21 protein-coding genes and 1 riboswitch are annotated in these 22453 nt (G+C 40.9%); of the genes, 2 read left to right on the top strand and 19 right to left on the bottom strand.

Features of this window, described 5'->3' with window-relative positions; genetic code table 11:
* Positions 1 to 33: 33 nt before the first annotated feature.
* A complete protein-coding gene (gene gldA / locus MJO53_RS10635) occupies positions 34 to 927 on the top strand; it encodes a gliding motility-associated ABC transporter ATP-binding subunit GldA (RefSeq protein ID WP_252079064.1) in 894 nt (297 codons plus the stop codon).
* A gap of 96 nt (positions 928 to 1023) precedes the next feature.
* On the top strand, positions 1024 to 2475 hold the full coding sequence (locus MJO53_RS10630) for a pyridoxal phosphate-dependent decarboxylase family protein (protein WP_252079063.1): 1452 nt from the start codon (positions 1024 to 1026) through the stop codon (positions 2473 to 2475).
* Here MJO53_RS10630 and MJO53_RS10625 read toward each other — a convergent pair.
* The 19 genes from MJO53_RS10625 to MJO53_RS10535 form a co-directional block, all read right to left on the bottom strand.
* A complete protein-coding gene (locus tag MJO53_RS10625; RefSeq protein ID WP_252079062.1) occupies positions 2472 to 3554 on the bottom strand; it encodes a serine hydrolase domain-containing protein in 1083 nt (360 codons plus the stop codon). The two genes, MJO53_RS10630 and MJO53_RS10625, sit on opposite strands and share 4 nt — an antisense overlap.
* Positions 3555 to 3615: 61 nt before the next feature.
* Positions 3616 to 4275, bottom strand: coding sequence for a head GIN domain-containing protein (locus MJO53_RS10620; RefSeq protein ID WP_252079061.1), 660 nt, complete (start codon positions 4273 to 4275; stop codon positions 3616 to 3618).
* Positions 4276 to 4433: 158 nt separating this feature from the next.
* On the bottom strand, positions 4434 to 5534 hold the full coding sequence (locus tag MJO53_RS10615) for an acyloxyacyl hydrolase (protein ID WP_252079060.1): 1101 nt from the start codon (positions 5532 to 5534) through the stop codon (positions 4434 to 4436).
* A gap of 20 nt (positions 5535 to 5554) precedes the next feature.
* Positions 5555 to 6508 carry a methylenetetrahydrofolate reductase [NAD(P)H] gene (metF, locus tag MJO53_RS10610; RefSeq protein WP_252079059.1) on the bottom strand — a complete coding sequence of 318 codons (954 nt, stop codon included), beginning with the start codon at positions 6506 to 6508 and terminating at the stop codon, positions 5555 to 5557.
* Positions 6509 to 6591: 83 nt separating this feature from the next.
* A complete protein-coding gene (locus MJO53_RS10605) occupies positions 6592 to 6945 on the bottom strand; it encodes a four helix bundle protein (protein ID WP_252079058.1) in 354 nt (117 codons plus the stop codon).
* 13 nt (positions 6946 to 6958) lie between these two features.
* Entirely contained in the window at positions 6959 to 9655 is a 2697-nt protein-coding gene (metH, locus tag MJO53_RS10600; RefSeq protein WP_224835349.1) for a methionine synthase, read from the bottom strand.
* Between the two features lie 19 nt (positions 9656 to 9674).
* Positions 9675 to 10682, bottom strand: coding sequence for a homocysteine S-methyltransferase family protein (locus MJO53_RS10595; protein ID WP_252079057.1), 1008 nt, complete (start codon positions 10680 to 10682; stop codon positions 9675 to 9677).
* A gap of 102 nt (positions 10683 to 10784) precedes the next feature.
* Positions 10785 to 10892: riboswitch (SAM riboswitch) on the bottom strand.
* 145 nt (positions 10893 to 11037) lie between these two features.
* Entirely contained in the window at positions 11038 to 11799 is a 762-nt protein-coding gene (locus MJO53_RS10590; protein ID WP_224835351.1) for an SDR family NAD(P)-dependent oxidoreductase, read from the bottom strand.
* Between the two features lie 82 nt (positions 11800 to 11881).
* Entirely contained in the window at positions 11882 to 12790 is a 909-nt protein-coding gene (locus MJO53_RS10585; RefSeq protein WP_252079056.1) for a helix-turn-helix domain-containing protein, read from the bottom strand.
* 101 nt (positions 12791 to 12891) lie between these two features.
* Positions 12892 to 13953 (bottom strand): NAD(P)/FAD-dependent oxidoreductase, encoded by a 1062-nt coding sequence (locus MJO53_RS10580; RefSeq protein WP_252081243.1) that lies wholly within the window; start codon positions 13951 to 13953, stop codon positions 12892 to 12894.
* A 71-nt stretch (positions 13954 to 14024) separates the two neighbouring features.
* Entirely contained in the window at positions 14025 to 14801 is a 777-nt protein-coding gene (gene cobA / locus MJO53_RS10575; protein ID WP_252079055.1) for a uroporphyrinogen-III C-methyltransferase, read from the bottom strand.
* Positions 14794 to 16884, bottom strand: a complete 2091-nt coding sequence (locus MJO53_RS10570; protein WP_252079054.1) for a HEPN domain-containing protein — start codon at positions 16882 to 16884, stop codon at positions 14794 to 14796. Before MJO53_RS10570 ends, cobA begins: the two co-directional genes overlap by 8 nt.
* 74 nt (positions 16885 to 16958) lie before the next feature.
* A complete protein-coding gene (locus tag MJO53_RS10565) occupies positions 16959 to 18206 on the bottom strand; it encodes a sulfate adenylyltransferase subunit 1 (RefSeq protein ID WP_252079053.1) in 1248 nt (415 codons plus the stop codon).
* A 10-nt stretch (positions 18207 to 18216) separates the two neighbouring features.
* Positions 18217 to 19158: a sulfate adenylyltransferase subunit CysD gene (cysD, locus tag MJO53_RS10560; RefSeq protein ID WP_420485542.1), complete on the bottom strand. Its 942-nt coding sequence runs from the start codon at positions 19156 to 19158 to the stop codon at positions 18217 to 18219.
* A 64-nt stretch (positions 19159 to 19222) separates the two neighbouring features.
* Positions 19223 to 19846 carry a phosphoadenosine phosphosulfate reductase family protein gene (locus tag MJO53_RS10555; RefSeq protein WP_252079052.1) on the bottom strand — a complete coding sequence of 208 codons (624 nt, stop codon included), beginning with the start codon at positions 19844 to 19846 and terminating at the stop codon, positions 19223 to 19225.
* 8 nt (positions 19847 to 19854) lie between these two features.
* On the bottom strand, positions 19855 to 20118 hold the full coding sequence (locus tag MJO53_RS10550; RefSeq protein WP_224835358.1) for a DUF2061 domain-containing protein: 264 nt from the start codon (positions 20116 to 20118) through the stop codon (positions 19855 to 19857).
* 176 nt (positions 20119 to 20294) lie between these two features.
* Positions 20295 to 20702: an RrF2 family transcriptional regulator gene (locus MJO53_RS10545; protein WP_224835359.1), complete on the bottom strand. Its 408-nt coding sequence runs from the start codon at positions 20700 to 20702 to the stop codon at positions 20295 to 20297.
* A gap of 60 nt (positions 20703 to 20762) precedes the next feature.
* Entirely contained in the window at positions 20763 to 21923 is a 1161-nt protein-coding gene (locus MJO53_RS10540; protein WP_252079051.1) for a trans-sulfuration enzyme family protein, read from the bottom strand.
* Positions 21924 to 22054: 131 nt separating this feature from the next.
* On the bottom strand, positions 22055 to 22369 hold the full coding sequence (locus MJO53_RS10535; protein WP_224835361.1) for a GIY-YIG nuclease family protein: 315 nt from the start codon (positions 22367 to 22369) through the stop codon (positions 22055 to 22057).
* Positions 22370 to 22453: the final 84 nt, after the last annotated feature.

Genomic DNA, 22453 nt, shown 5'->3' with positions numbered 1-22453 from the left:
AGTGTATTTTTGAAAGCAATTAAACTAGTACAAATGTCCATTACCGTTAAGAACATCACCAAAACCTTTGGAACCCAAAAAGCATTGAACAATGTTTCGTTCACCATCAACAAGGGTGAAGTTGTTGGGTTTTTAGGCCCAAATGGTGCCGGCAAGTCCACCATGATGAGGATCTTGACCACCTATTACAAAGCGGACAATGGAGAAGCATCGGTAAACGGTTTTGATGTACTCGCCGCAGAAAAAAAAGTTCAAAAAAGTATAGGCTACCTACCAGAACACAATCCCTTATATCTGGAGATGTACGTAAGAGAATATTTATCGTTCAATGCCGATGTGTACAAAGTGGACAGGTCCAAAATAAACCAGGTAATCGAGCAAACGGGTTTGACCCCCGAGGCCCACAAAAAAATTGGACAGTTATCCAAAGGATACCGTCAACGTGTAGGACTTGCAGCCGCCTTGTTGCACGACCCAGAAGTTTTGATACTAGATGAACCCACGACCGGCCTTGATCCAAATCAATTGATCGAAATCCGAAAATTGATACGTGAAATCAGTAAAGAAAAGACCATTTTACTTTCCACTCATATTATGAAAGAAGTGGAAGCCGTATGTGATCGTGTGATCATCATCAACAAAGGAGAATTGGTGGCCGATAAAAAATTGGAGGAACTTCGCGAAGCCGAGGAGCAAATTATCGAAGTTGAATTTGACTACCGGGTAGAAGAGCAGTTGCTACAACAAATGCCAAACGTGTCCAACGTAAAAAACACCGGTGGCTTTGTCTACGAAATCACTTTTACAACATCTAAGGATATGCGGCCCGCTGTTTTCGATTTTGCACACGACAATTCACTAAAAACGTTACAACTTAGCAGAAAAAACAAAAACTTGGAAAGTCTCTTTACAGAACTTACATCTTAATTCCTTTTGCCCTGATTCGTGTTGACTCTCTCCTGAAAGGAAGCTGAAAACCGTTCCAAATATGGTACTTTTGCAGTTCAGAAGAAATAGAGCCCAATGAAAAAGAATACTGCCAAATTGGAACTATCCAAAGAAGAGATGAAAAGCTATGGTTATCAAATTGTTGATGCCATTGTTGAGCATCATTCCACACAACACCAGAAGCTACCGGTCGCACTTGGTTCAAGGAAAGAAATGGATTCCTTGTTTTTGGAGGAAGCTCCCGAACAAGGTTCGGAACCGACCCAAGTGTTGGACTTTGTTCTGGAAAAGGTTATGACCAATAGTGCGAATATGGCACACCCCAAATCCTTTTCTTTTGTTCCAGGACCAAGTAACTATATTAGTGTAATGGCAGATGCCCTAGCAACGGGCTATAATATTTTTTCTGGCGGGTGGGCCGCTAGCCCAGCTGCTGCGGAATTGGAAATAGTTACCATTCAATGGTTGTTGAAGATTTTTGGTTTCCCCAAGAAAAAAGGGGGCGGTATTTTTACCAGTGGTGGCTCTATGGCCAACTTGACTGCGGTGGTTACTGCCCGTCGCATTAAATGTGGCGATGATTTTTCAAAGGCTGTCATCTATCTATCTGACCAAGCCCATTCTTCCAACATTAAGGCCATTCGGGTATTAGGATTTAAAAAGGAACAGATTCGAATTATCCCTACAGATAGTGAACTAAAGTTCTCGGTAAACAAACTCAAAAATTGTATTGCAAAGGATAGATTGGAGGGATTGCATCCTTTTTGTTTAATAGCAACTGCAGGAACTACAAACACAGGTACGGTAGATCCTTTGGTAGAGCTGGGCAAAATCTGCAAAAAAGAAAACATTTGGTACCACATTGATGGGGCGTATGGAGGAGCAGCTATTCTATCCAAAAAAGGTAAATTGGCCATGAAAGGCATTGAAAAAGCGAATTCTTTGACCGTGGACCCCCACAAATGGTTTTTTCAACCTTATGAAATGGGATGTCTTTTGGTACGAAACCACAAAAACCTAAGCAACACCTTTACGGAAAAACCAGAATATTTAAGGGATATCGAGGGGAACACCTCCGAAATCAATTTTTATGACCATGGTATTCAACTGACCCGAAGGTTCCGTGCCCTAAAGTTTTACATGTCTTTAAAAACCTTTGGTTTAAAAGAGTTCCGGGATGCTATTTCCTATAATATTGATTTGGCGGAAGAAGTAGAGACCATGCTCAGGGGCAGCAAAAGTTGGGAAGTGGTTTTCCCGGCAACCTTAGCGGTCATCAATTTTAGGTACAACCCCATCAATAAAAATTATTCGGAGAAAGAATTGGACAAAATCAACCAATACATTTCCGAAAAAGTGGTTGGATCTAGAAAGGCGCTTTTGGTCACCACTATTTTAAACGGTCAAATTGTGCTCCGTATGTGCTTGATCAACCCAAGAACTTCTATGGAAGATGTAACGGAAACTTTTGATCTTTGTAAAAAATACGCCTTGGAAATTGAAGAGGAACTGGAAAGCAAAATCTAAACGTTATCTTTTAAAAAACAATCAATTGCCTCATCTAATACAGGCTGCACCTTTGGGTCTGTACAATTGATGAGGATGGAAATCACTTTTTCCTGCTCTGGATAGATGTAAAGGTTGGTATAAGCTCCAACACTACTGCCTATATGTCCCACAAAATACCTATCCTTTGCATCTTGACTTACCTGAAATCCCAGACCGTAGTAAGTAGGTTTGCCATTGATCAATTCCGAAGTCAACAATTGGTCATACGTTGCATCACTCAGTAATTCGCGTTTTAAAATGGCTCTACCTAACCGTGCTACATCTTTAGAGGTCGACAAATATCCACCTCCTGCCAATTTATATTGATTGTTTACCTCAACAGATTGTTTAAAACACATAGATCGTTTGGTATAGAAATGCGCATGGTTTTCCATTTTTTTTAAACCGGCCCCATAATTCGGGGAAAATGTGCCATGCAATCCCAAAGGCTTCAAAATATGTTCCTCAACATATCTTTCAAACGGCACTCCACTTGCCTCTTGCATGGCAAGGGAGAGAAGAACAAAATCAAAACTATTATATAAATAGCCAGTTCCAGGTTTAAACACCAACGGATCGTTTTTGAACATGTTGATCCCGTCTTTAATGGAAAAATCTTGGTTTAATGCATATTCTTTACCGCGATAACCGCGTATTCCGGCGGTGTGCGAAGCCAATTGCCTTAGTGTAAAACCAAAACGTTTTTTGGGGTAATATGGCACGCAGGTATAAATGGATTCATCCAAATTGATTATCCTATCTTCTACCATTTTTCCTAAGGCCAAACCCGTAATGCATTTGGAAATACTTGCAATACGAAAAACTGTTTGCTTTGGGTCGACAAAGATTTTCTTGTCAAGATTAGAAAATCCATACCCTTTTTGAAGCACAGTTTCATCTTTATCCAAAAAAGTCACGGCCAATCCCGGAACTTTTTTCTCTGCGACCAGATTATGAAAAAGCGCATCGACCTTTTCCAGTCCTTGCAACCCATCTAAAGATTTAACCTTTGGAAATGGTGAGAAATAACTTTTAATATGTGCGAACAGATTCCCCAAGAATTCGGTTTGAGTCCCGAAATTAACCAGAAATATTAAAGTTAATGGAGATTATTGATTCTTAATCTTGGAAAATCAATCTACCATTGAAGATTTCCTCTACGTCAACCTCAGGCGGAGTGTTCACACTGATTACATCCCCTGTTCCACTAATTACTCCGCTTATACTTTGCTGCGGATTCACAAAAACATCGTTGGAACCTCTATGGTTTAAGTTAACATTTTCGGACACCAGTAGTTGGGCCTCTATCCTTGAATCCCCTGCTGCGATATTTACATTTAGGTTTTCGGTTTCGCCACGAAGCTTAAAATAAGCAATGCCGTTTACTGTAATTCTAACCGTAGATGACTTTAATTCTATATCAAAAGAACCATCTGTAGTCTCGGTTTCCGGGTTATTAAAACTTTCGGCAATTAAACTTAAACTAGGATATTCCAAAACCCCATCACTCGAAATCAACAGTCCTGTGCTACTCCTTATTTCGGTCAAATTCGGAGAAGTAATGTACACGGTTGTCAAACCATAATCGCGGACATAGTTACAGCTATTTTCATTTCTAAGAACTAAACGGTCCTCTTCCACAATGGCGGTAACTTCATTTCGCAAATATTCCCCAGTTTCTATTTCCACCGATTGTACATTGCCTTGTTTTAGCACCACATTAAGGTTTTCAAAAACAGTGATCTTGGCAAATTCGGGAAGATCGATCTGTTCACGCACCAGGTCACCAGCATTTTGAAAACAATCGGGAACATTTTCGCCATTGCAAGAAATCAGAATTAGAAAAAATACCAAATAAAAACGCCTCTCGATTGCTCTCGAGGTGACATTAATTATTCTTTCACATCTTCTAAATTCTAACATCTCTAATCTCAATACTATAGTCTAATTCCTATTCCAAATTCTACGGCTTCCGCTTTTGCCCCATGCGATTTTAGGGTAACCGCTCCAAAAATCCTCTTCCCAAAATAGCGTTTCATACCAATCCTATTGTAGATTTTCCCCTCAAAATCGAACGGGTAGTACACATAATATCCCAATTGGGCAACAACACTCATCTTATTCACAAAAAGTTCATGACCTATAAATACCCCTACCCGCTTATAATCGGCATCAGGGTCAACATCCAATTCTGGGAACGATATGGATTGATAACGAATCAACTCCTTTAAAAAATTGGAAAAGAAAATATCGGTTCCCAGTTGTATAGCGCTTCGTTTTCCCAAACGTTTATCGGCATAGGCCGAAACAATGGCAAAGCCATAACGACCCATGTTTATTACGTCACTTTCATTAGCTCCAGCCCGAAACACTAAGTTATATCGAACAGGCTCCGATATTTCCCCAGTTGATTCTGGTTTTAGATACTTATAAGTAGTTTCATGATCTAAATTATACGTCAAGCCAATATTAAAGGCAAACGTATTGGTAGAAGTATTGGGCGCCTTAAAATTGGCATTGGAATAATGGATAAAAGACAACCCAGCATTCACTCCCAAACCGGCGAAGAGGTTTTCTTTATGATAGTTGAGCATCAACAAGGTACTGCTCAAAATATGGCTTCCGTAGGCATTGTTCCTGAAATTTTCATCTTTATCGTACGGGTTGGCATTGTAAGCCAATCCCTGAGCAACTCTCAATTGAACATTTCTTTTCAGAAAGTAAAAATTGTAATGTCCGTAAAGTCCAAAATGATCACCAAGGGTTGGATTGTTCGTATTTTGATAAACAAAGGTGTAGCCTGTATCTGGATAACCAAAATCCGCTTCCCATTCTTTTTGTCCGTAGGTTTTTCTACTTATTCCAAGAATTACACCTGCCGGATGATTGGTGATCAAGTGCGAAATATCCGGGTTATGGAGCAATATGGAGCCGTAAAACTGATTCGCATCCAACACGAATTTTTTTGGATCTTCATCGGATTGGGAAATCCCTAAAAATGAAGTCAACAATAGAATTAGGCCAAGTAGGTACCTCATGGATAGCTAAAGTAGGAAAATTAAAAAAGTTCCTTGGCAATTGCCTTTATATTATCTGATTTTCCCATGGAATAGTAGTGTAACACGGGTACTCCGGACTCCTTTAATTCTTTTGATTGCTGAATTGCCCACTCCACACCAACTTGTCGTACTTCTTGGTTGGTTTTACAGGCCTCTACGGCATCTATAAGATCTTGTGGTATGTCCACTCTAAAAACTTGGGGCAACAATTGTAAATGTCTTTTAACCGCTATGGGTTTGATTCCAGGAATAATCGGCACTTCAATACCCATTTCGCGGGCAGCCTTAACAAAGGCAAAGAATTTTTGATTGTCAAAAAACATCTGGGTCACCACATAATCCGCTCCCAAATCCACTTTTTCCTTCAAACGTTTTAAATCGGATTGCAAAGAGGGTGCTTCCATATGCTTTTCGGGGTAACCTGCCACACCTATGCAGAAGTCTCCACAATCATTGGATTCAATGGAATCGTGCAAATAGTTTCCTTGGTTCACATCATAAATCTGTTTTACCAATTCGGAAGCATATTGGTGCCCGCCCTTGGTAGGTATAAAATATTTTTCCTCTTTACGGGCATCACCACGAAGCGCCATCACGTTCTCTATCTCTAAATATTGACAGTCCACCAACAAATATTCGGTTTCCTCCTTGGTAAACCCACCACACAGCACATGTGGAACCGTATCCACATCGTATTTATGTTTTAATGAAGCACATATACCTAAGGTACCGGGACGCGTTCGTGTCAACTTTTTGTCCAGCAAGCCATTTTTCTCTTTGTACACATACTCTTCTCTGGAGGTGGTCACATCTATAAAGGGTGGCTTGAACTCCATTAAAGGGTCAATATTTTTATAGAGTTCTTGAATACTCTTCCCTTTTACGGGTGGAACGATTTCAAAACTGAAAAGCGTTTCTCCGTTTGCTTTATTTATGTGGTCGGTAATTTTCATTTTACGGTTATCCGTTAATCGTTATTAGTTGATGGTTGATGGTTGATGGTTGATGGTTGATGGTTGATGGTTGATGGTAAAAATTAGAGAGATCCATAATAACTTATAAAACCATTTAACAACTTTTTGCAAAGTACTATTTGACTCAAAATTAAATCCAATTCCTTTTGACTTAAATATTCTTGATCAAATGACAAAAACAATTGTGTCTCCAACTCATATAATGAACCTCTTGCAATGTATAAAAATCGAATGGTATCATTTGGAGTTTTTCTACCACATCCTTCTGCAATATTTGAAGGTATCGAACAACTACATCTTCTTATTTGATTGGTCAGGCCATATATTTCTTCCTTTGGAAATACTTTGGTCAAGTCATAAACCAACTTAACCAATTCACGCGATTCTTTCCAAACATCCAATTCGATATATTCCATTAACCAAAAACTGTTAACTATCAACAATATTAGGTGCCAGCCACTTTTGGGCCTCTTCCAGTTTTATATTTTTTCGTTCAGCAAAATCCTGAACCTGATCTTGTTTAATTTTTCCCAATCCAAAATATTTGGCCTCTGGGTGTCCAAAATAATAGCCACTTACACTGGCAGCCGGCCACATGGCCAAACTATCGGTCAATTTCACGCCTATTTTCTCTTCCACCTTCATCATATCCCAAATTGTCAGTTTTTCCAAATGGTCGGGACAGGCTGGATAGCCCGGTGCAGGTCGAATACCTCGGTATTTTTCTTTAATCAGAGCGTCGTTATCCAGATTCTCATCCACTGCATAGCCCCAATGTTTGGTCCGAACCTCCTTGTGCAAATATTCAGCAAAAGCTTCAGCCAACCTATCTGCCAGAGCTTTGATCATAATGGAATTGTAATCATCGTGATTCTTTTCAAACTCAGTGGCCAATTCTTGGGTTCCAAATCCTGTGCTCACACAAAAACAACCTATATAATCCTGAATTCCCGAATCTTTTGGGGCGATAAAATCTGCTAATCCGATATTTGGAACAGTTTCGCGCTTTTTTAATTGTTGACGCAGCGTTCTAAAGACAAAGGTTTCACCATCCTTGTCTACTTCAATATCATCTTCATCAATTTGATTGGCTGGAAATAACCCAAAGATAGCTTTGCCTTTCAACAGTTTCTCGTCCAAAACTTGTTTTAAAAGTTCTTTGGCATCCTTAAAAAGCTCCTTGGCCTGTTCCCCTACCACCTCATCGTTCAAAATATCAGGATATTTTCCATGGAGATCCCAACTTCGGAAGAATGGAGACCAATCGATGAATTCCTCCAATTTAGTCAAATCGAAATCTTCCAACACTTGAACACCCAATTGGTTCGGTTTTTTAATATCTGATGGATTCCATTCGATTTGCAATTTGTTTTTTCGAGCATCTTCCAACGTCAAATATTCCTTGTGCTTGGAACGATTCAAAAACTTATCGCGAAAACTCTCGTAATCCAGTTTGATGGATTTTTTATACTTCACCGAAGTCTCCTCCTGAAGCAAATCACCCACCACGGTTACGGCTCTGGAAGCATCGTTCACATGCACCACAGAATGACTGTATTGCGGGTCGATTTTTACAGCAGTGTGAGCTTTGCTGGTTGTGGCGCCACCAATCAAAAGGGGCACTTCAAAGTTTTGGCGTTCCATTTCCTTGGCCAAAAACACCATTTCATCCAAAGATGGGGTTATCAAACCGCTCAAACCGATAATATCCACTTGTTCTTCCTTGGCCTTATTGATGATTTTTTCAGGAGGTACCATCACCCCCATATCTACAATCTCGTAATTATTACAGGCCAGCACCACACTCACAATATTCTTCCCGATATCGTGCACATCGCCTTTAACCGTAGCCATCAAAATTTTACCTGCTGCTTTGGCATCTTTATCTTTGGAAGCTTCAATATAAGGGGTTAGATAGGCCACAGCCTTTTTCATTACCCTAGCAGACTTAACCACCTGTGGCAAGAACATTTTTCCACTACCGAACAAATCACCAACCACATTCATACCTGTCATCAAGTTGCCCTCGATGACTTCCAAAGGTTTGGTTGCTTGCTGACGAGCTTCTTCTACATCTTCTACGATATATTGATCTATTCCCTTGACCAATGCACGGGTAATCCTATCTTGCAGCGGTTCTTCCCGCCAAGACAGATCCACCTTGCTTTCTTTGGCTTTACCTACAACGGTTTCGGCAAACTCCAAGAGTCTTTCGGTAGCATCATCACGCCTATCCAAAAGCACATCCTCCACATATTCCAAAAGATCTTTAGGGATATCATCGTAAACCTCCAACATGGTAGGGTTCACGATGCCTATATTCATTCCGGCTTTTATGGCATGGAACAAAAAGGCAGAATTAATAGCCTCACGGACCGGGTTATTGCCCCGAAATGAAAAAGACACATTGCTTACCCCTCCACTAACACTGCAATAGGGCAAGTTTTCCCTAACCCAACGAGTGGCTTCAATAAAGTCAACTGCATTTTTCCTGTGTTCTTCCATTCCTGTGGCCACGGGAAAAATATTGAGATCGAAAATGATGTCTTCCGGTGGGAAATTGACCTTGTTGACCAACACATCATAGGATCGTTTGGCAATTTCAATTCGTCGTTCAAAATTATCTGCCTGTCCAACTTCGTCAAAAGCCATCACGATTACAGCTGCTCCATAACGTTTTATCAACTTGGCGTGGCGGATAAATTCTTCTTCTCCTTCTTTTAGACTAATGGAGTTTACTACACATTTTCCTTGTACCACTTGCAGACCCGCTTCGATGATTTCCCATTTGGAACTATCAATCATAATGGGAACGCGGGCAATATCCGGTTCGGAAACTATCAGATTCAGGAATCTGACCATGGCTTCCTTTCCATCAATCAGACCATCATCCATGTTAATGTCTATAATCTGGGCACCACCTTCCACTTGATCACGCGCAACATCTAAGGCTTCGTCGTATTTTTCTTCCTTTATCAACCGTAAAAAACGCTTGGAACCTGCCACATTGGTCCGTTCTCCCACATTGATAAAATTACTGTCGGGGGTTACCACCAATGGTTCAAGGCCACTCAGGCGTAAAAAGCGTTGTTCGTTGTTCGTTGTTCGTTGTTCGTTTATTTCCATCGCTATATTTCCAACAACATTAACAAATTACGGTTAACGATAGTGACCTTGGCTCATAATCCTTTACTACAGCGGCAATGGCCTTGATATGTTCCGGAGTGGTTCCACAACATCCACCTACGATATTTACCAACCCTTTTTCTACGTATTCTTTTATTTGTGCGGCCATTTGCTCTGGTGTTTCATCGTATTCACCAAAGGCATTGGGCAACCCCGCATTGGGGTGTGCAGAAACCGCAAATTCGGATTTGGCGGAAACCACCTCTAAATGAGGTACCAATTGTTTGGCTCCCAGCGCGCAGTTGAACCCTACCGATAAAATCGGGATATGTGAAATGGAAATCAAGAAGGCTTCGGCAGTCTGACCGGACAATGTTCTGCCCGAAGCATCGGTAATGGTACCACTGACCATCACGGGAACTTCTATATTCCGCTCATCTTTTACTTCCTCAATGGCAAAAAGAGCTGCCTTGGCATTCAGTGTATCAAAAATGGTTTCCACCAGTAAAATATCCACACCGCCATCGAGCAGCGCCTCAACTTGTTGTTTGTATGCAATTCGAAGTTCATCAAAGGATATGGCACGAAATCCTGGGTCATTCACATCGGGCGACATACTGGCTGTCTTATTGGTCGGGCCAATACTTCCCGCTACTAACCTTGGTTTGTTTGGGTTTTTATCAGTGAATTCATCGGCCACTTCCTTTGCAAGCTTGGCCGATTCATAATTGAGTTCGTATACCAATTCTTCCATACCATAATCTGCCATAGCTATGGTTGTTCCCGAGAAGGTATTGGTTTCCAAAATATCAGCGCCAGCTTGTAAAAAGCTGCGATGTACTTCTTTTACCGCTTCAGGTTGGGTTAGAGATAGTAGATCATTGTTGCCTTGTAGGTCACTTGTCCAATCTTTGAAACGTTCGCCCCTAAAATCCTCCTCCTTGAATTTATAGCGTTGTAGCATGGTACCCATGGCTCCATCCAACACTAAAATCCGTTTCTTCAATATATCTTCAATTTTTTCCATAATACAATTTCCTTTTAAAAAGGATATAGTGAGATCAAGAGAAGTGTGTGGAACCGATGTTGTATTTGTCCGTTATCCTTCCCCTTACCGTTTAGATTTCCTAAAATATCTTGATTTTTTTCAAGATGAGGGTAGAATGTAGCACCTTCTCGAGGTCGAGGGTTGCTAAGGCTTCACAGGGTCCAATCCCTCCACCTTTCTTGATAACACTTTCAATTTATAAATGAACTGAACTACAAAGAAACGGCTCTCCTCATTGAAAAGCAAAAAAAGCCCCTGAATATTTAGAAAACATACCATTAAAAAAACGGGCTGATCGAACAACCCGTTCCTTTTTTAATCACGTTATGTTAATTTACAGCAGCATTCCCCCGGATACTTCGATACGCTGCCCATTGATCCATTTGGCTTCTTCAGTGCATAAAAATGCAACCACGCCTCCAACATCGTCCGGGACTCCTACTCGACCCAATGCCGTAATATTGGTTATGGCCGTTCTTTTTCCTTCATCATTTTTATTGGATCCACCACCAAAATCGGTCTCAATGGCCCCAGGTGCTACCACATTTGCCCTTATTCTTCGGCCTGCCAATTCTTTCGCCTGGTATCTTGTCAAGGTCTCAACTGCTGCTTTCAAGGAACCGTACACCGAAAATCCGGGAAATGAAAAACGGGTCAATCCACTCGAAATGTTCACAATAGCACCTCCATCTGATAGTATGGGCAACAATTTTTGGGTTAGAAAAAAGACTCCTTTAAAGTGGACATTCACCAAAACATCGAACTGATCTTCGGTAGTCTCGAGTATAGGAGTATTGATTCCTATTCCTGCATTATTTATTAAAAAATTAATCGTTGATGCTTCAAAATAGCTGTTCAACACTCTTTTTGTTTCACCCACAAAGGCATCAAAACTTTGATTGTCCGCCACATCCAGCTGGAGTGCATATGCTTTTTGACCATTTTTTTCAATTTGGTTTACCGTTTTATCAGCTTCTTTTTTATTGCTATGGTATGTCAACAGAACATGGAATCCTTTTTTAGACAATTTGATGGCCATATCCTCGCCAAGTCCGCGGCTTCCTCCTGTTACCAATGCTATTTTTGCTTTGTTCATTTTACTTGATTTTTGATTATGAACAAAAGTAACCCCAACAGCCGAAGTTTGCTTGCGAGTATCAAACTGTTATTTGCAAAAATCAAACTTTGAGGGCCGACCTAAATTTTAAAGGGGAAAGTTGTGCGTGTTTTTTAAAAAAGTTGGAAAAATGTGCTACTTCTTCAAACCCAAGACTAAATGCGATTTCAGAAATGGTCCAATCGGTGTTATTGAGCAAGATCTTGGCTTCCTCAAAAATTCTGGAATGAATAATAGTGGTAGTGGTGAGGCCTGTGGTCTCCTTTAAAACCTTGTTTAAATGATTGGCGTGCACGGCCAATTGTGCGGCATAATCGTTGGCCGTTTTGAGCATCAATCGTTGAACCCTCGAATTTATAGGAAACTGTCGCTCGAGCAATTCAACAAACATATCCGTAATACGGGTAGAGGCATTATGACTGTTTTCTGTTGGGAGTTTTGGTTGGAGTTTTTGCCCTATGTGCAGCAATTCAATAATATAGGCACGAATCAAATCGAATTTAAAGGGATAATCGGAAGACAATTCGCTATCCATTTTTTGAAAAAGCAGTTCCAAGTCGGCGTATTCTTGATTGGAAATTGTTAGGATAGGATAACTTCCCGGTTGAAATAACGGGAACTTTTCTAAAATAACCCCACTCTTATCTTTAGATAAAAAATTTTCGGTGAAGACACAAAAATACCCCGCCTGTTCCCCTTCCTTTGGCAGATAGTGATATGGGATTTTGGGCGATGCGAACAACAGCGCCTTATCATTTATTTGAATTACCTTATCGGCATATTCCGCCCTGTTCTTACCACTGATCAAGCTTATTTTAAAATAAGAACGGCGATCATATCGCATTTCTCCCTTGTTCAACTTTGTGCGGTACTCGTTAATATTGAACACATTAAAATGTCCAATGTCCTTGCCGATACCCTCGGGAATGGGCAATTGGAGTTTTCCATAAAAGTCCTCAAGCGTGAACATTTCGGCCTTTTTTTTTGTAAAATTCAAATATAACCTAAAAACAAAAACACCCTCCAAAATTGCTTCTGAAAGGGTGCCCCTGCTTCTAAAAACTAAATTATCTAGTTGATACTCTGTACCACTTCTTTTTTGGCTTCTTTTTTGGTACCATCAAATCCTTGAACACCACCCACCGTGGTATACTTCATTACAAATCGCTTATCTGGATTAATGATTTGATAGGCAAATTGGCACATCACGGCAGCTTCGTGGAAGCCCGACAAAATCAATTTAAGTTTCCCAGGATAGGTATTTACATCGCCAATGGCAAATACGCCGGGAATATTGGTCTGGTAATCTTTTGCATTGTTTACTTTGATGGCATTCTTTTCGATTTCCAATCCCCAGTTACCGATAGGCCCCAGTTTTGGCGACAATCCAAAAAGCGGGATAAAATAATCGGTTTCTACGTAAGCATCTTCCTTTGCTTGATCATTATATTTTATTACGACGGCATGCAATTCGTCCTTCCCATGAATTTCTTTTACCTCAGCTTCGGTATATAGTCGAATCTTGCCCAATTTGGCCAACTCCCGCGCTTTTTCCACCGAATCCAGAGCCCCACGGAATTCGTTTCTACGGTGTACCAAAGATACCTCGGAGGCTACATCGGCCAGAAATATGGCCCAGTCCAAAGCTGAATCACCACCACCAGAAATCACTACTTTTTTATCACGGAATTGCTCTGGGTCCTTAATCATGTACTCCACACCCCTACTTTCGAACAATCCGATATTGGCGATCAAAGGTTTTCTAGGTTCAAAAGAACCTAACCCCCCTGCAATAACCACCACTGGAGCTTGATGTTGTGTTCCTTTACTTGTAGTCACGATAAAGGATCCATCCTCTTGCTTTTCCAAAGTTTCAGCTCGCTCACCCAACGTAAAACCAGGCTCGAACGGCTTTATTTGCTCCATAAGATTATCCACCAAGGTACCCGCCAAAATTTCTGGATAGGCTGGAATATCGTAAATCGGTTTTTTAGGATAGATCTCGGAACATTGGCCTCCCGGTTGTGCCAATGCATCAATTAAATAACATTTTAGCTTTAACAATCCTGCTTCAAAAACAGTGAACAAACCCGTTGGTCCCGCCCCGATTATAATGATATCTGTTTTGATCATACTACTACTTTTTAATTCGTCCTTAAAGCCCCTTCGACTCCGCTCTGGGTCATAAAGTGCTGACATTTGATTTAATTTTTCTCTAGCAATTTTTCTCCCTTAATTTGATACTCTTCTTGAATATCCAATATTTTTTGACGGTGATTCACCACTTCTCCGATTACAATGATCGCTGGATTGGATAACTGCTGCCCCCTTGCCTTGTTCTCAATAGAGGCAACAGTTGCTATTCCAACCCTTTCGTGATTTGTTGTGCCATTTTGGATAATGGCCACTGGTGTATTTTCTTTTCCTTCTTTTTTGAAGAGTTCCATAATCTCCCCCAGTTTGGACATCCCCATAAGTATGATGACCGTGGCGTTGGATTTTGCGGCCAAAGCCACATCGTTGGACAGTTTATGTTCTTTGGTGGTTCCTGTAATGACCCAAAAGCTTTCGGCGGCGCCTCTCTTGGTCACAGGAATATGTTGTGATGCCGGTACGGATACCGAAGATGATATTCCCGGCACAACTGCAACCTCGATTCCATACTGAGCGGCATGTTCCATTTCTTCTGCCCCACGGCCAAAAACAAATGGGTCCCCTCCTTTTAACCGCACTACATGCAGCCCTAGGTTTGCTCGTTGCACGATCAAATCATTGATTTGCTCTTGTTGATAAGCATAACATCCTTTGCGCTTTCCCACAAATATTTGCTCGGCCTGATCGGTATACTCCAATAACTCCGTGGACACCAATGCATCATACAACACAACGTCTGCACTTTGTAAGGCCTTGATGCCTTTTAGGGTAATCAACTCCACATCTCCCGGGCCTGCGCCAACTACGGTCAACTTTCCTTTACGCATGTTCCAATTCCAATTTTCTGAACGTTTCCAAACGTTTCAGCACTGTTTTGGCATCTTCCAAATAGCTTTTTGCAAATGCTTCGGATGGTTCGTTCTTGTTTAATTGAAGGGCCACTTTATCAAAACCTCCCTCAAAGGCTATTTTTCCTGTTTCCACATACAGTCTATCAAAATCCTTGATGATGCTCGCATGGGTATTGGTCTTTACTTTTTCGGCCGTCAACAATGCCTTCGCAGAATTCACAATGGATTGGTAGGAGTAATAAATACTTGCCGCCCATTTTCTTTCTTTGATGGCCTCTTCGGCATTTTCAATCTTCTCTTGGCTTTCAAAGAACAATGTGGCCACAAGGTCAACAATGACTCCCGCACATTCCCCGATTCCAATCTCCTTTTTATATTTTTCCTCGTTGCCCCAATCGATAAAATCGTCTTGGGTCAAATTATCCACATCCGTCAACGGTTTAAGGAAATCATAGAAATAATGTTGTCCTTTAGCTTCATAATAATCGGTAAAAGAAGTTCCATTTCCGTTGGCTTCGAAGTCATCCAAAATAAGACGCAAAGCCTGCGGCCCTCTTTTACTTGGAATCTTAGCGACTTTGTCGGCAAATCTTGCTTTTCCATCACCATAATTTCCTCCGCCCAATAAAACTTGAAGTGCGGGTGCCACCAATTTATCCTTGGTTCTAACGGACATTCCTTGGAACCCAATATGTGCCATGTTATGCTGACCACAAGCGTTCATACATCCACTGATCTTGATAACCACATCTGGATTTTTGATGTATTGAGGATATTCAGCTTTGATTACTCTTTCCAACTCATCGGCAATTCCCGTGCTACTGGCAATACCCAAATTACAGGTATCGGTTCCCGGACATGCCGTGATATCCAATGCTTTGTTATAGCCAGCTTCGGCAAAGCCAAGTTTATTCAATTCTTGGTAAAAGAATGGCACCAATTCCTCTTTTACATATGGAACCAATATGTTTTGTCTTAGGGACAAACGAATCTCCCCTGCTGCATAATTCTGCACCAATCTGGCCAGTTTACGCGCCTTGTCCGTGTAGAAATCTCCCAATAGCACTTTAATCCCGATAGCCACATAACCTTCTTGTTTTTGAGGCACCAAGTTGGTGGATTTCCACTCTTCAAACGCATTTTGGTCTTCAATTATAACTTCTGGAGTTTCAACCTCAGCGATATTTACTTTTGGATACTCCTCAAAATTGATGGGATAGGTTTGATGTGGAATTGCGGTCTGTTCTTCTTCCAGCAATTGTTTAAAACCATCCAGACCGATATCCTTCAGCAAAAATTTCATCCGGGCTTTTGCTCTACTTTTTCGCTCTCCGTATCTATCGAACACACGGATTACACCTTCCATCAACGGAATAATTTGATCCGTAGGCAAAAAGCTGTAGAGTTCATCGGCATGGCGTGGTTGAGAACCTAATCCGCCTGCCAACATTACTTTAAATCCTCTTTCACCATCTTTTTCTTTGGCGATAAAACCAAGATCGTGCATATAGGACAGTCCTGTATCTGCATCACTGGCAGAGAAAGAAACTTTGAATTTTCTTCCCATTTCCTGCCCGATCGGATTTCTTAAGAAATATTCGAAAACTGCTTGGGCATAGGGGGAAACATCAAAAGGTTCATCTACATCGATTCCTGCAGTTTCACTAGCAGTTACGTTGCGAACGGTATTTCCACAAGCTTCCCGAATGGTTACTTCATCCTTCTCCAGTTGCGCCCAAAGCTCTGGAGTGCGTTCCAAGTCCACATAATGAATCTGGATATCTTGACGAGTAGTGATATGCAATCGTCCTCTGGAGTACTCATCGGAAACATCTGCAATCCGCAACAACTGATTTGAGGTCACCTTTCCGTAAGGCAACTTAATCCGGATCATTTGTACCCCAGGCTGGCGTTGACCATAAATACCTCGAGCCAACCGAAGGCTTCGGAATTTTTCCTCGTCAATATTGCCTCCATTGAACTGGTTGATTTTTTTTTCCAGATCAATGATGTCCTTTTCCACTACCGGGTTTTCTATTTCTGTTCTAAAGCTTTGCATTTCCTATTTATCCTATCTTTTTTGTAGATTTATATTAAAAAAATATACTTCTTCTTTCCTTGGGCAAGAAGATGCTATTCAATAAACCCTACACCTGCTGTATTATTTGTTCGGCTATCGATTAAAATAAATGAGCCATTTGTGCGGTGATTTTTGAACTTATCATAAAAAATGGGTTTGTTGAGCCTGAAGCGTACTTTGGCAATGTCGTTCATTTGCAAAGCAGAAACATTTTCCTCTATCCCTGAATAGTCCGGATTGATTTTATGCTCTATGGCATCCACTTTGGCCAGCACTTTATTTACCCCATGTTGTAGTACATATTTTCCTCCGGGAATAAAACTGGCACCATCCATCCACGATATGGTTGCCGTTAATTGCTTGTCCACGGTAGGCAAGTCACCTACCTTGACCAACATATCGCCCCTGCTAACATTTACCTCATCTTCCAAAGTAATGGTTACTGAAGAGCGTCGTGGCGCAGTTTGGTACTTTTTATCATAAAAATAAATATCCTTTATTGTAGAACGAGTCATGGATGGCAACACTATTACTTCGTCCCCAACACTGAGTTCTCCACCATACACTTTCCCAGCAAATCCACGGAAATCGTGGAAATCGTCTGTTTTTGGACGGATTACATATTGTACAGGAAAACGAGGTGTACCTGTATTATAAATATCTTTTTGGTCCAGTTCTTCCAAGTGTTCCAACAGAGTTTGGCCTTTGTACCAAGACATATGCTCTGAACGATTTACCACATTATCCCCTTTTAATGCGCTGACTGGGATAAAGGTGATGGTCTGGTCTTGATATTCCCGTTTTTTCATCAACTCCTCAAAGTCAGCTTTGATGTTGTTGTACCTCTCCTCTGAGAAATCTACCAGGTCCATTTTGTTTATGGCCACGATCACGTCTTTTATCCTTAATAGGTTATTGATAAAAAAGTGGCGATGTGTTTGCTCGATCACCCCTTTACGTGCATCAATTAAAATAATGGATGCTTGGGATGTTGATGCTCCTGTAACCATATTGCGTGTGTATTCGACATGCCCAGGTGTATCGGCAATAATATAACTCTTGGATGGTGTTGAAAAGTAAATATGGGCCACATCGATAGTGATTCCCTGCTCCCTCTCGGCTACCAATCCATCGGTTGCCAGTGAAAAATCGAGATAATCGTACCCTTTTTGTTTGCTAGTACGTTCTATGGCCTCTAATTTATCGTCGGTCATGGATTTTGTGTCGTACAACAATCTTCCGATCAAGGTACTTTTACCATCGTCCACACTACCTGCTGTTGCTAATTTTAAAACTTCCATTTGTTGCTTCTTAAAAGTATCCTTGTTGTTTTCGTTTTTCCATGGCTGCTTCGGAACGTTTGTCATCAATCCGAGCGCCCCGTTCAGAAATTCTGGAGTCCCTGATTTCGGCTACTACCTTATCAATGGTATCGGCATATGATTCCACTGCGGCCGTACAGCTCATATCGCCAACGGTTCTAAAACGCACCATTCTTTCCTCTACTTGTTCGTCTTCAGCGCGAAAAACGACTTCGTCTTCTGCGGACCAAATCAATCCATCACGCAAGAAGGTATTTCGCTTATGGGCAAAATAGATCGATGGTATCTCGATGTTCTCCTTTTGGATGTAGCTCCAAACGTCCAACTCTGTCCAGTTGCTTATTGGAAATACCCGTACATTCTGACCTATTTCGATTTCTCCATTAAGCATATCGAACAGTTCTGGACGTTGATTCTTTTCGTCCCACTGACCAAAATCGTCTCGAACCGAAAAAATACGCTCCTTGGCCCGTGCCTTTTCTTCATCTCTTCTTGCTCCACCAATACAGGCATCGAACTTAAACTCCTCGATTGCATCCAACAAAGTTGTGGTCTGGAGCATATTCCTACTGGCGTACTTACCAGTTTCCTCCACTACTTTTCCTTCATCAATGGAATCTTGGACATTGCGAACTATAAGTTCCACTCCAAGTTCTTCTACTAACTTATCCCTGAACTCAATGGTTTCGGGAAAGTTGTGCCCTGTATCTATATGCATTAATGGGAAGGGAATTTTGGCAGGCCAAAACGCTTTTTGTGCCAAACGCACCAACGTTATCGAGTCTTTTCCTCCGGAGAACAGTAGTACAGGTTTTTCAAACTGTGCCGCTACCTCCCTAATAATGTAAATTGCTTCATGTTCCAAAGCGTTTGCGCTTGGTCTTTCGTCACCTATCAAAGTGTCTGATTTTTTAATTGGTTCTGTTAGTATGCTCAAGGCTATGTGTTTTTATCAAATTACCTTCTACCATAGGTAAGGCAATAGTTTATATTATTTAGGTATGCAAACCACATTCTCGGTTTTCCAATACTTTTGTCGGGTCAAAATATTTATGCTCGTTGGGCAATCCATGTTTTTGTAAATAAGCATCTAACTGGGTATCGCTCCAATGATAAAAAGGACTCACCTTTAAAACTCCATCTTTGCTCAAACTCAACACATCCAAAGAATCTCTATGTGCAGTTTGACCTTTACGAAGATTGGTGAACCAAACATCGGGTCTATGTTCTTCCATAGCTCTTCTGAACGGCTCCAACTTTACCTGCTCCGTAAATATGGCATGCTTTGGATCGTCTATATGTGGAATCCCCATTACAGCATCTCGATGGGATGATGTTTGTTTTGGAACATATAATTTAATGTTCAATTCCAATCTTGAAATTAACTCTTCTGCATGTTTATAGGTTTGAGGGGTATTGTAGCCCGTGTCGCACCATATTACAGGTATGGAGTTATCTACTTTTGTTGTTGCATGCAGGATGGCAACCTCGTAAGGTCTAAAGTTCGTAGTTACAACGGGAGTTTTACCGTGCTGTATTGCCCAAGAAATGATTTCTTCTGGAGAAATACCCTTAAACTGTTTATTTAAATTCTGGATTTCTTGTTGGTTCAATGCCATAACATTTTTTATTTACCCCATTTGATGGAGTTCCAAATTCTTTCATGAAAAAAGTACAGTATCATTTTGGTAACGAGCTCCACCAAACCTATTGAAAAGGCCAAACTCAAGGTACCGGTAACCAACCACGATATAATAATGGTGTCCAAAGTCCCTACAACTCTCCAGCTAATGGATTTTGCAATACTTCTTTTTGGACTCTCTGAAGTTATATCCTTTGAGTAGGTATTTTGTTCCTTACCGCTTTTAACTATCAATTGGTCAGTAATCATGCTAATTATTTTTTACCCTATCGATTTAATAGGGTTTTCAAAAGTAAAATTATTTTTCGTAACGAAACACAAAATTTATACTAAATTTAGTTTTACCCTATAGTTTTAGTAGATTATTGAAGATGTGATGATAAAAATGAACAGAATTGAACCTATTCAACTATATTTTTTGAATTTTAAAGTAAATCTGCCAAGGTATTGTTTCGGTAAACGTCCAAAGCACTATCCCTTACCTGAAGCATTAACTTGTGCACAGAACATTCGTCTTCATTTGGACAGTCTTCACATTTTTCGTAGAAATTGAGGCTAACGCATGGAACCATGGCTATAGGACCTTCCAGCACCCTCATTACAGTGGTCATTGGAATATCCTTGGGTTCTTTTATAAGGTAGTACCCTCCTCCCTTTCCTTTTTTGGAACCCAAAAATCCGTTCCTTCGAAGGGTCAACAAAATACTTTCCAGAAATTTTTGGGAAATATTTTCATGCTTGGCAATTTCAGCAATCTGTACCGGCTGTCTATCATCTACCTTTGCAAGATAGGTAAGTGCTTTTAGTCCGTATTTTGTCTTCTTGGAGAGCATCGTACGAATATAACGAAATTAAACAATCCGTTCCCTAGAAGAATACTATCAAAAAAAACCTTACCCCAAGGCCTGTTCAATATCCGAAATAATATCATCAATATGCTCAAGGCCTACGGATACCCGGACCATGCCATCCGATATACCAACGGCATTACGTTCTTCGGTGGTAAGCTTGCTGTGCGTTGTTGAAGCAGGGTGGGTTACTATACTTCGCGAATCGCCCAAGTTGGCCGAAAGGGACAACAATCGAATTCCATTAAAGAATTCCCTGCCTGCTTCCAGACCGCCCTTGACCCCGAAAGCAACAACACACCCGCCTGCTTTCATCTGCTTTTTGGCAATTTCGTGGTTGGGGTGTGATTTTAAAAAAGGGTATTTGACCCATTCAATTTTTTTATGACCTTCGAGATAGGTGGCCAATTTCAGAGCATTCTCACAATGTCTATCAACCCGAACAGCCAAGGTTTCCAAGCTTCGTGACAATACCCAAGCATTGAAGGGAGACAATGCTGGCCCTGTAATCCTTGAAAACCGATATACTTTGTCCATTAAATCACCATTGCCAACGGTGATTCCGGCCAGTACCCTGCCCTGCCCGTCCATTAACTTGGTCCCGGAGTGGATGACCAAGTCGGCCCCGAACTTTATGGGTTGCTGTAAATATGGGGTCGCAAAACAATTGTCCACAATAAATATAAGTCCATGTGCTTTGGCGATCTTTCCCAAAACGGCCAGATCTAAAACATCCACCCCAGGATTGGTCGGGGTTTCCGCATATAGGATTTTTGTATTAGGTTTGATCAACCCTTCGATTTGAGATACATCGTTGGCATCAAAATAACTGGTTTCGATATTCCATTTTGGGAAAAATTGGGTAAACAAACTATGCGTAGATCCAAAAATACTCTTGGAAGATATAATATGATCTCCGGCATTTAACAAGGCTGCCAAGGTGGAAAAAACGGCCGACATACCCGAAGCATAGGCGAAGCCGCTTTCCGCCCCCTCCATTTGGCAAACTTTTTCAATCAATTCCGATGAATTGGGATTGGAATATCTGGAGTAAATATTCCGTTCCTTTTCTTCGGCAAAAGAGGCCCGCATATCCTCTGCATCTTCAAAAACAAAGCTGGAGGTCATATAAATGGGACTGGAATGCTCCAAATTTTGACTACGCTCTATTTGGGTGCGAATCGCTTCTGTTTCAAATTTTTTCATCTTTATCCCTTTTTATTTTGTGGCTTCGACTACTTTGTTCAAACCCTTCCATGACAATCAAATGTGACTTCGACTACGCTCAGTCACCAAAAACATTCTAACTTGGGTAGCTGAGCGGAGTCGAAGCTACTTCATTTTTCTTCTTTATAATATTTAAAGTTCGTTTCGTTTTTACATTCAGATAAATAAGGCAAAACCTCAAACTCGCCATTAATAAGAGCTTCTTTCTTTGGTCGTGACCACCCTTGAATTTGCTTTTCACGTTCAAAAGCCATTGCAATACTCAAATACTCTTCAGCATACAATAATTTAACAGGCAATCTTTTCTTGGTGTGATTGGCTCCTTTTCCATCTTGATGCTCTCGCAAACGCTTGTCCAAATCAACAGTGCTTCCGGTGTAATAGCTACCATCCGAACATTGTAATATATATACGTAACCTTTCACGAGCAAACTATTGTGTCTTCGACTAGGTTCAGACACCTAATTATAAATTCTATTTTAAGTAAACACCTCACTCAGTTACCCAAT

It is taken from the genome of Flagellimonas marinaquae (assembly GCF_023716465.1).
GTDB classification, from domain to species: domain Bacteria; phylum Bacteroidota; class Bacteroidia; order Flavobacteriales; family Flavobacteriaceae; genus Flagellimonas; species Flagellimonas alginolytica.
The sequence above is the reverse complement of the archived record's forward strand: the minus strand, read 5'-3'. Positions and strand labels throughout refer to the sequence as shown.

Coding starts and splice junctions, on each gene's coding strand:
- MJO53_RS10540 (WP_252079051.1), bottom strand. CDS start 21,923: ATGAAAAAATTTGAAACAGAAGCGATTCGCACCCAAATAGAGCGTAGT.
- cobA (WP_252079055.1), bottom strand. CDS start 14,801: ATGCGTAAAGGAAAGTTGACCGTAGTTGGCGCAGGCCCGGGAGATGTG.
- MJO53_RS10555 (WP_252079052.1), bottom strand. CDS start 19,846: ATGGCATTGAACCAACAAGAAATCCAGAATTTAAATAAACAGTTTAAG.
- MJO53_RS10595 (WP_252079057.1), bottom strand. CDS start 10,682: ATGGAAAAAATTGAAGATATATTGAAGAAACGGATTTTAGTGTTGGAT.
- MJO53_RS10545 (WP_224835359.1), bottom strand. CDS start 20,702: ATGCTCTCCAAGAAGACAAAATACGGACTAAAAGCACTTACCTATCTT.
- metF (WP_252079059.1), bottom strand. CDS start 6,508: ATGAAAATTACCGACCACATAAATAAAGCAAACGGAGAAACGCTTTTC.
- MJO53_RS10605 (WP_252079058.1), bottom strand. CDS start 6,945: ATGGAATATATCGAATTGGATGTTTGGAAAGAATCGCGTGAATTGGTT.
- MJO53_RS10585 (WP_252079056.1), bottom strand. CDS start 12,790: ATGTTCACGCTTGAGGACTTTTATGGAAAACTCCAATTGCCCATTCCC.
- MJO53_RS10615 (WP_252079060.1), bottom strand. CDS start 5,534: ATGAGGTACCTACTTGGCCTAATTCTATTGTTGACTTCATTTTTAGGG.
- MJO53_RS10590 (WP_224835351.1), bottom strand. CDS start 11,799: ATGAACAAAGCAAAAATAGCATTGGTAACAGGAGGAAGCCGCGGACTT.
- MJO53_RS10580 (WP_252081243.1), bottom strand. CDS start 13,953: ATGATCAAAACAGATATCATTATAATCGGGGCGGGACCAACGGGTTTG.
- metH (WP_224835349.1), bottom strand. CDS start 9,655: ATGGAAATAAACGAACAACGAACAACGAACAACGAACAACGCTTTTTA.
- MJO53_RS10630 (WP_252079063.1), top strand. CDS start 1,024: ATGAAAAAGAATACTGCCAAATTGGAACTATCCAAAGAAGAGATGAAA.
- MJO53_RS10570 (WP_252079054.1), bottom strand. CDS start 16,884: ATGCAAAGCTTTAGAACAGAAATAGAAAACCCGGTAGTGGAAAAGGAC.
- gldA (WP_252079064.1), top strand. CDS start 34: ATGTCCATTACCGTTAAGAACATCACCAAAACCTTTGGAACCCAAAAA.
- MJO53_RS10550 (WP_224835358.1), bottom strand. CDS start 20,118: ATGATTACTGACCAATTGATAGTTAAAAGCGGTAAGGAACAAAATACC.
- MJO53_RS10565 (WP_252079053.1), bottom strand. CDS start 18,206: ATGGAAGTTTTAAAATTAGCAACAGCAGGTAGTGTGGACGATGGTAAA.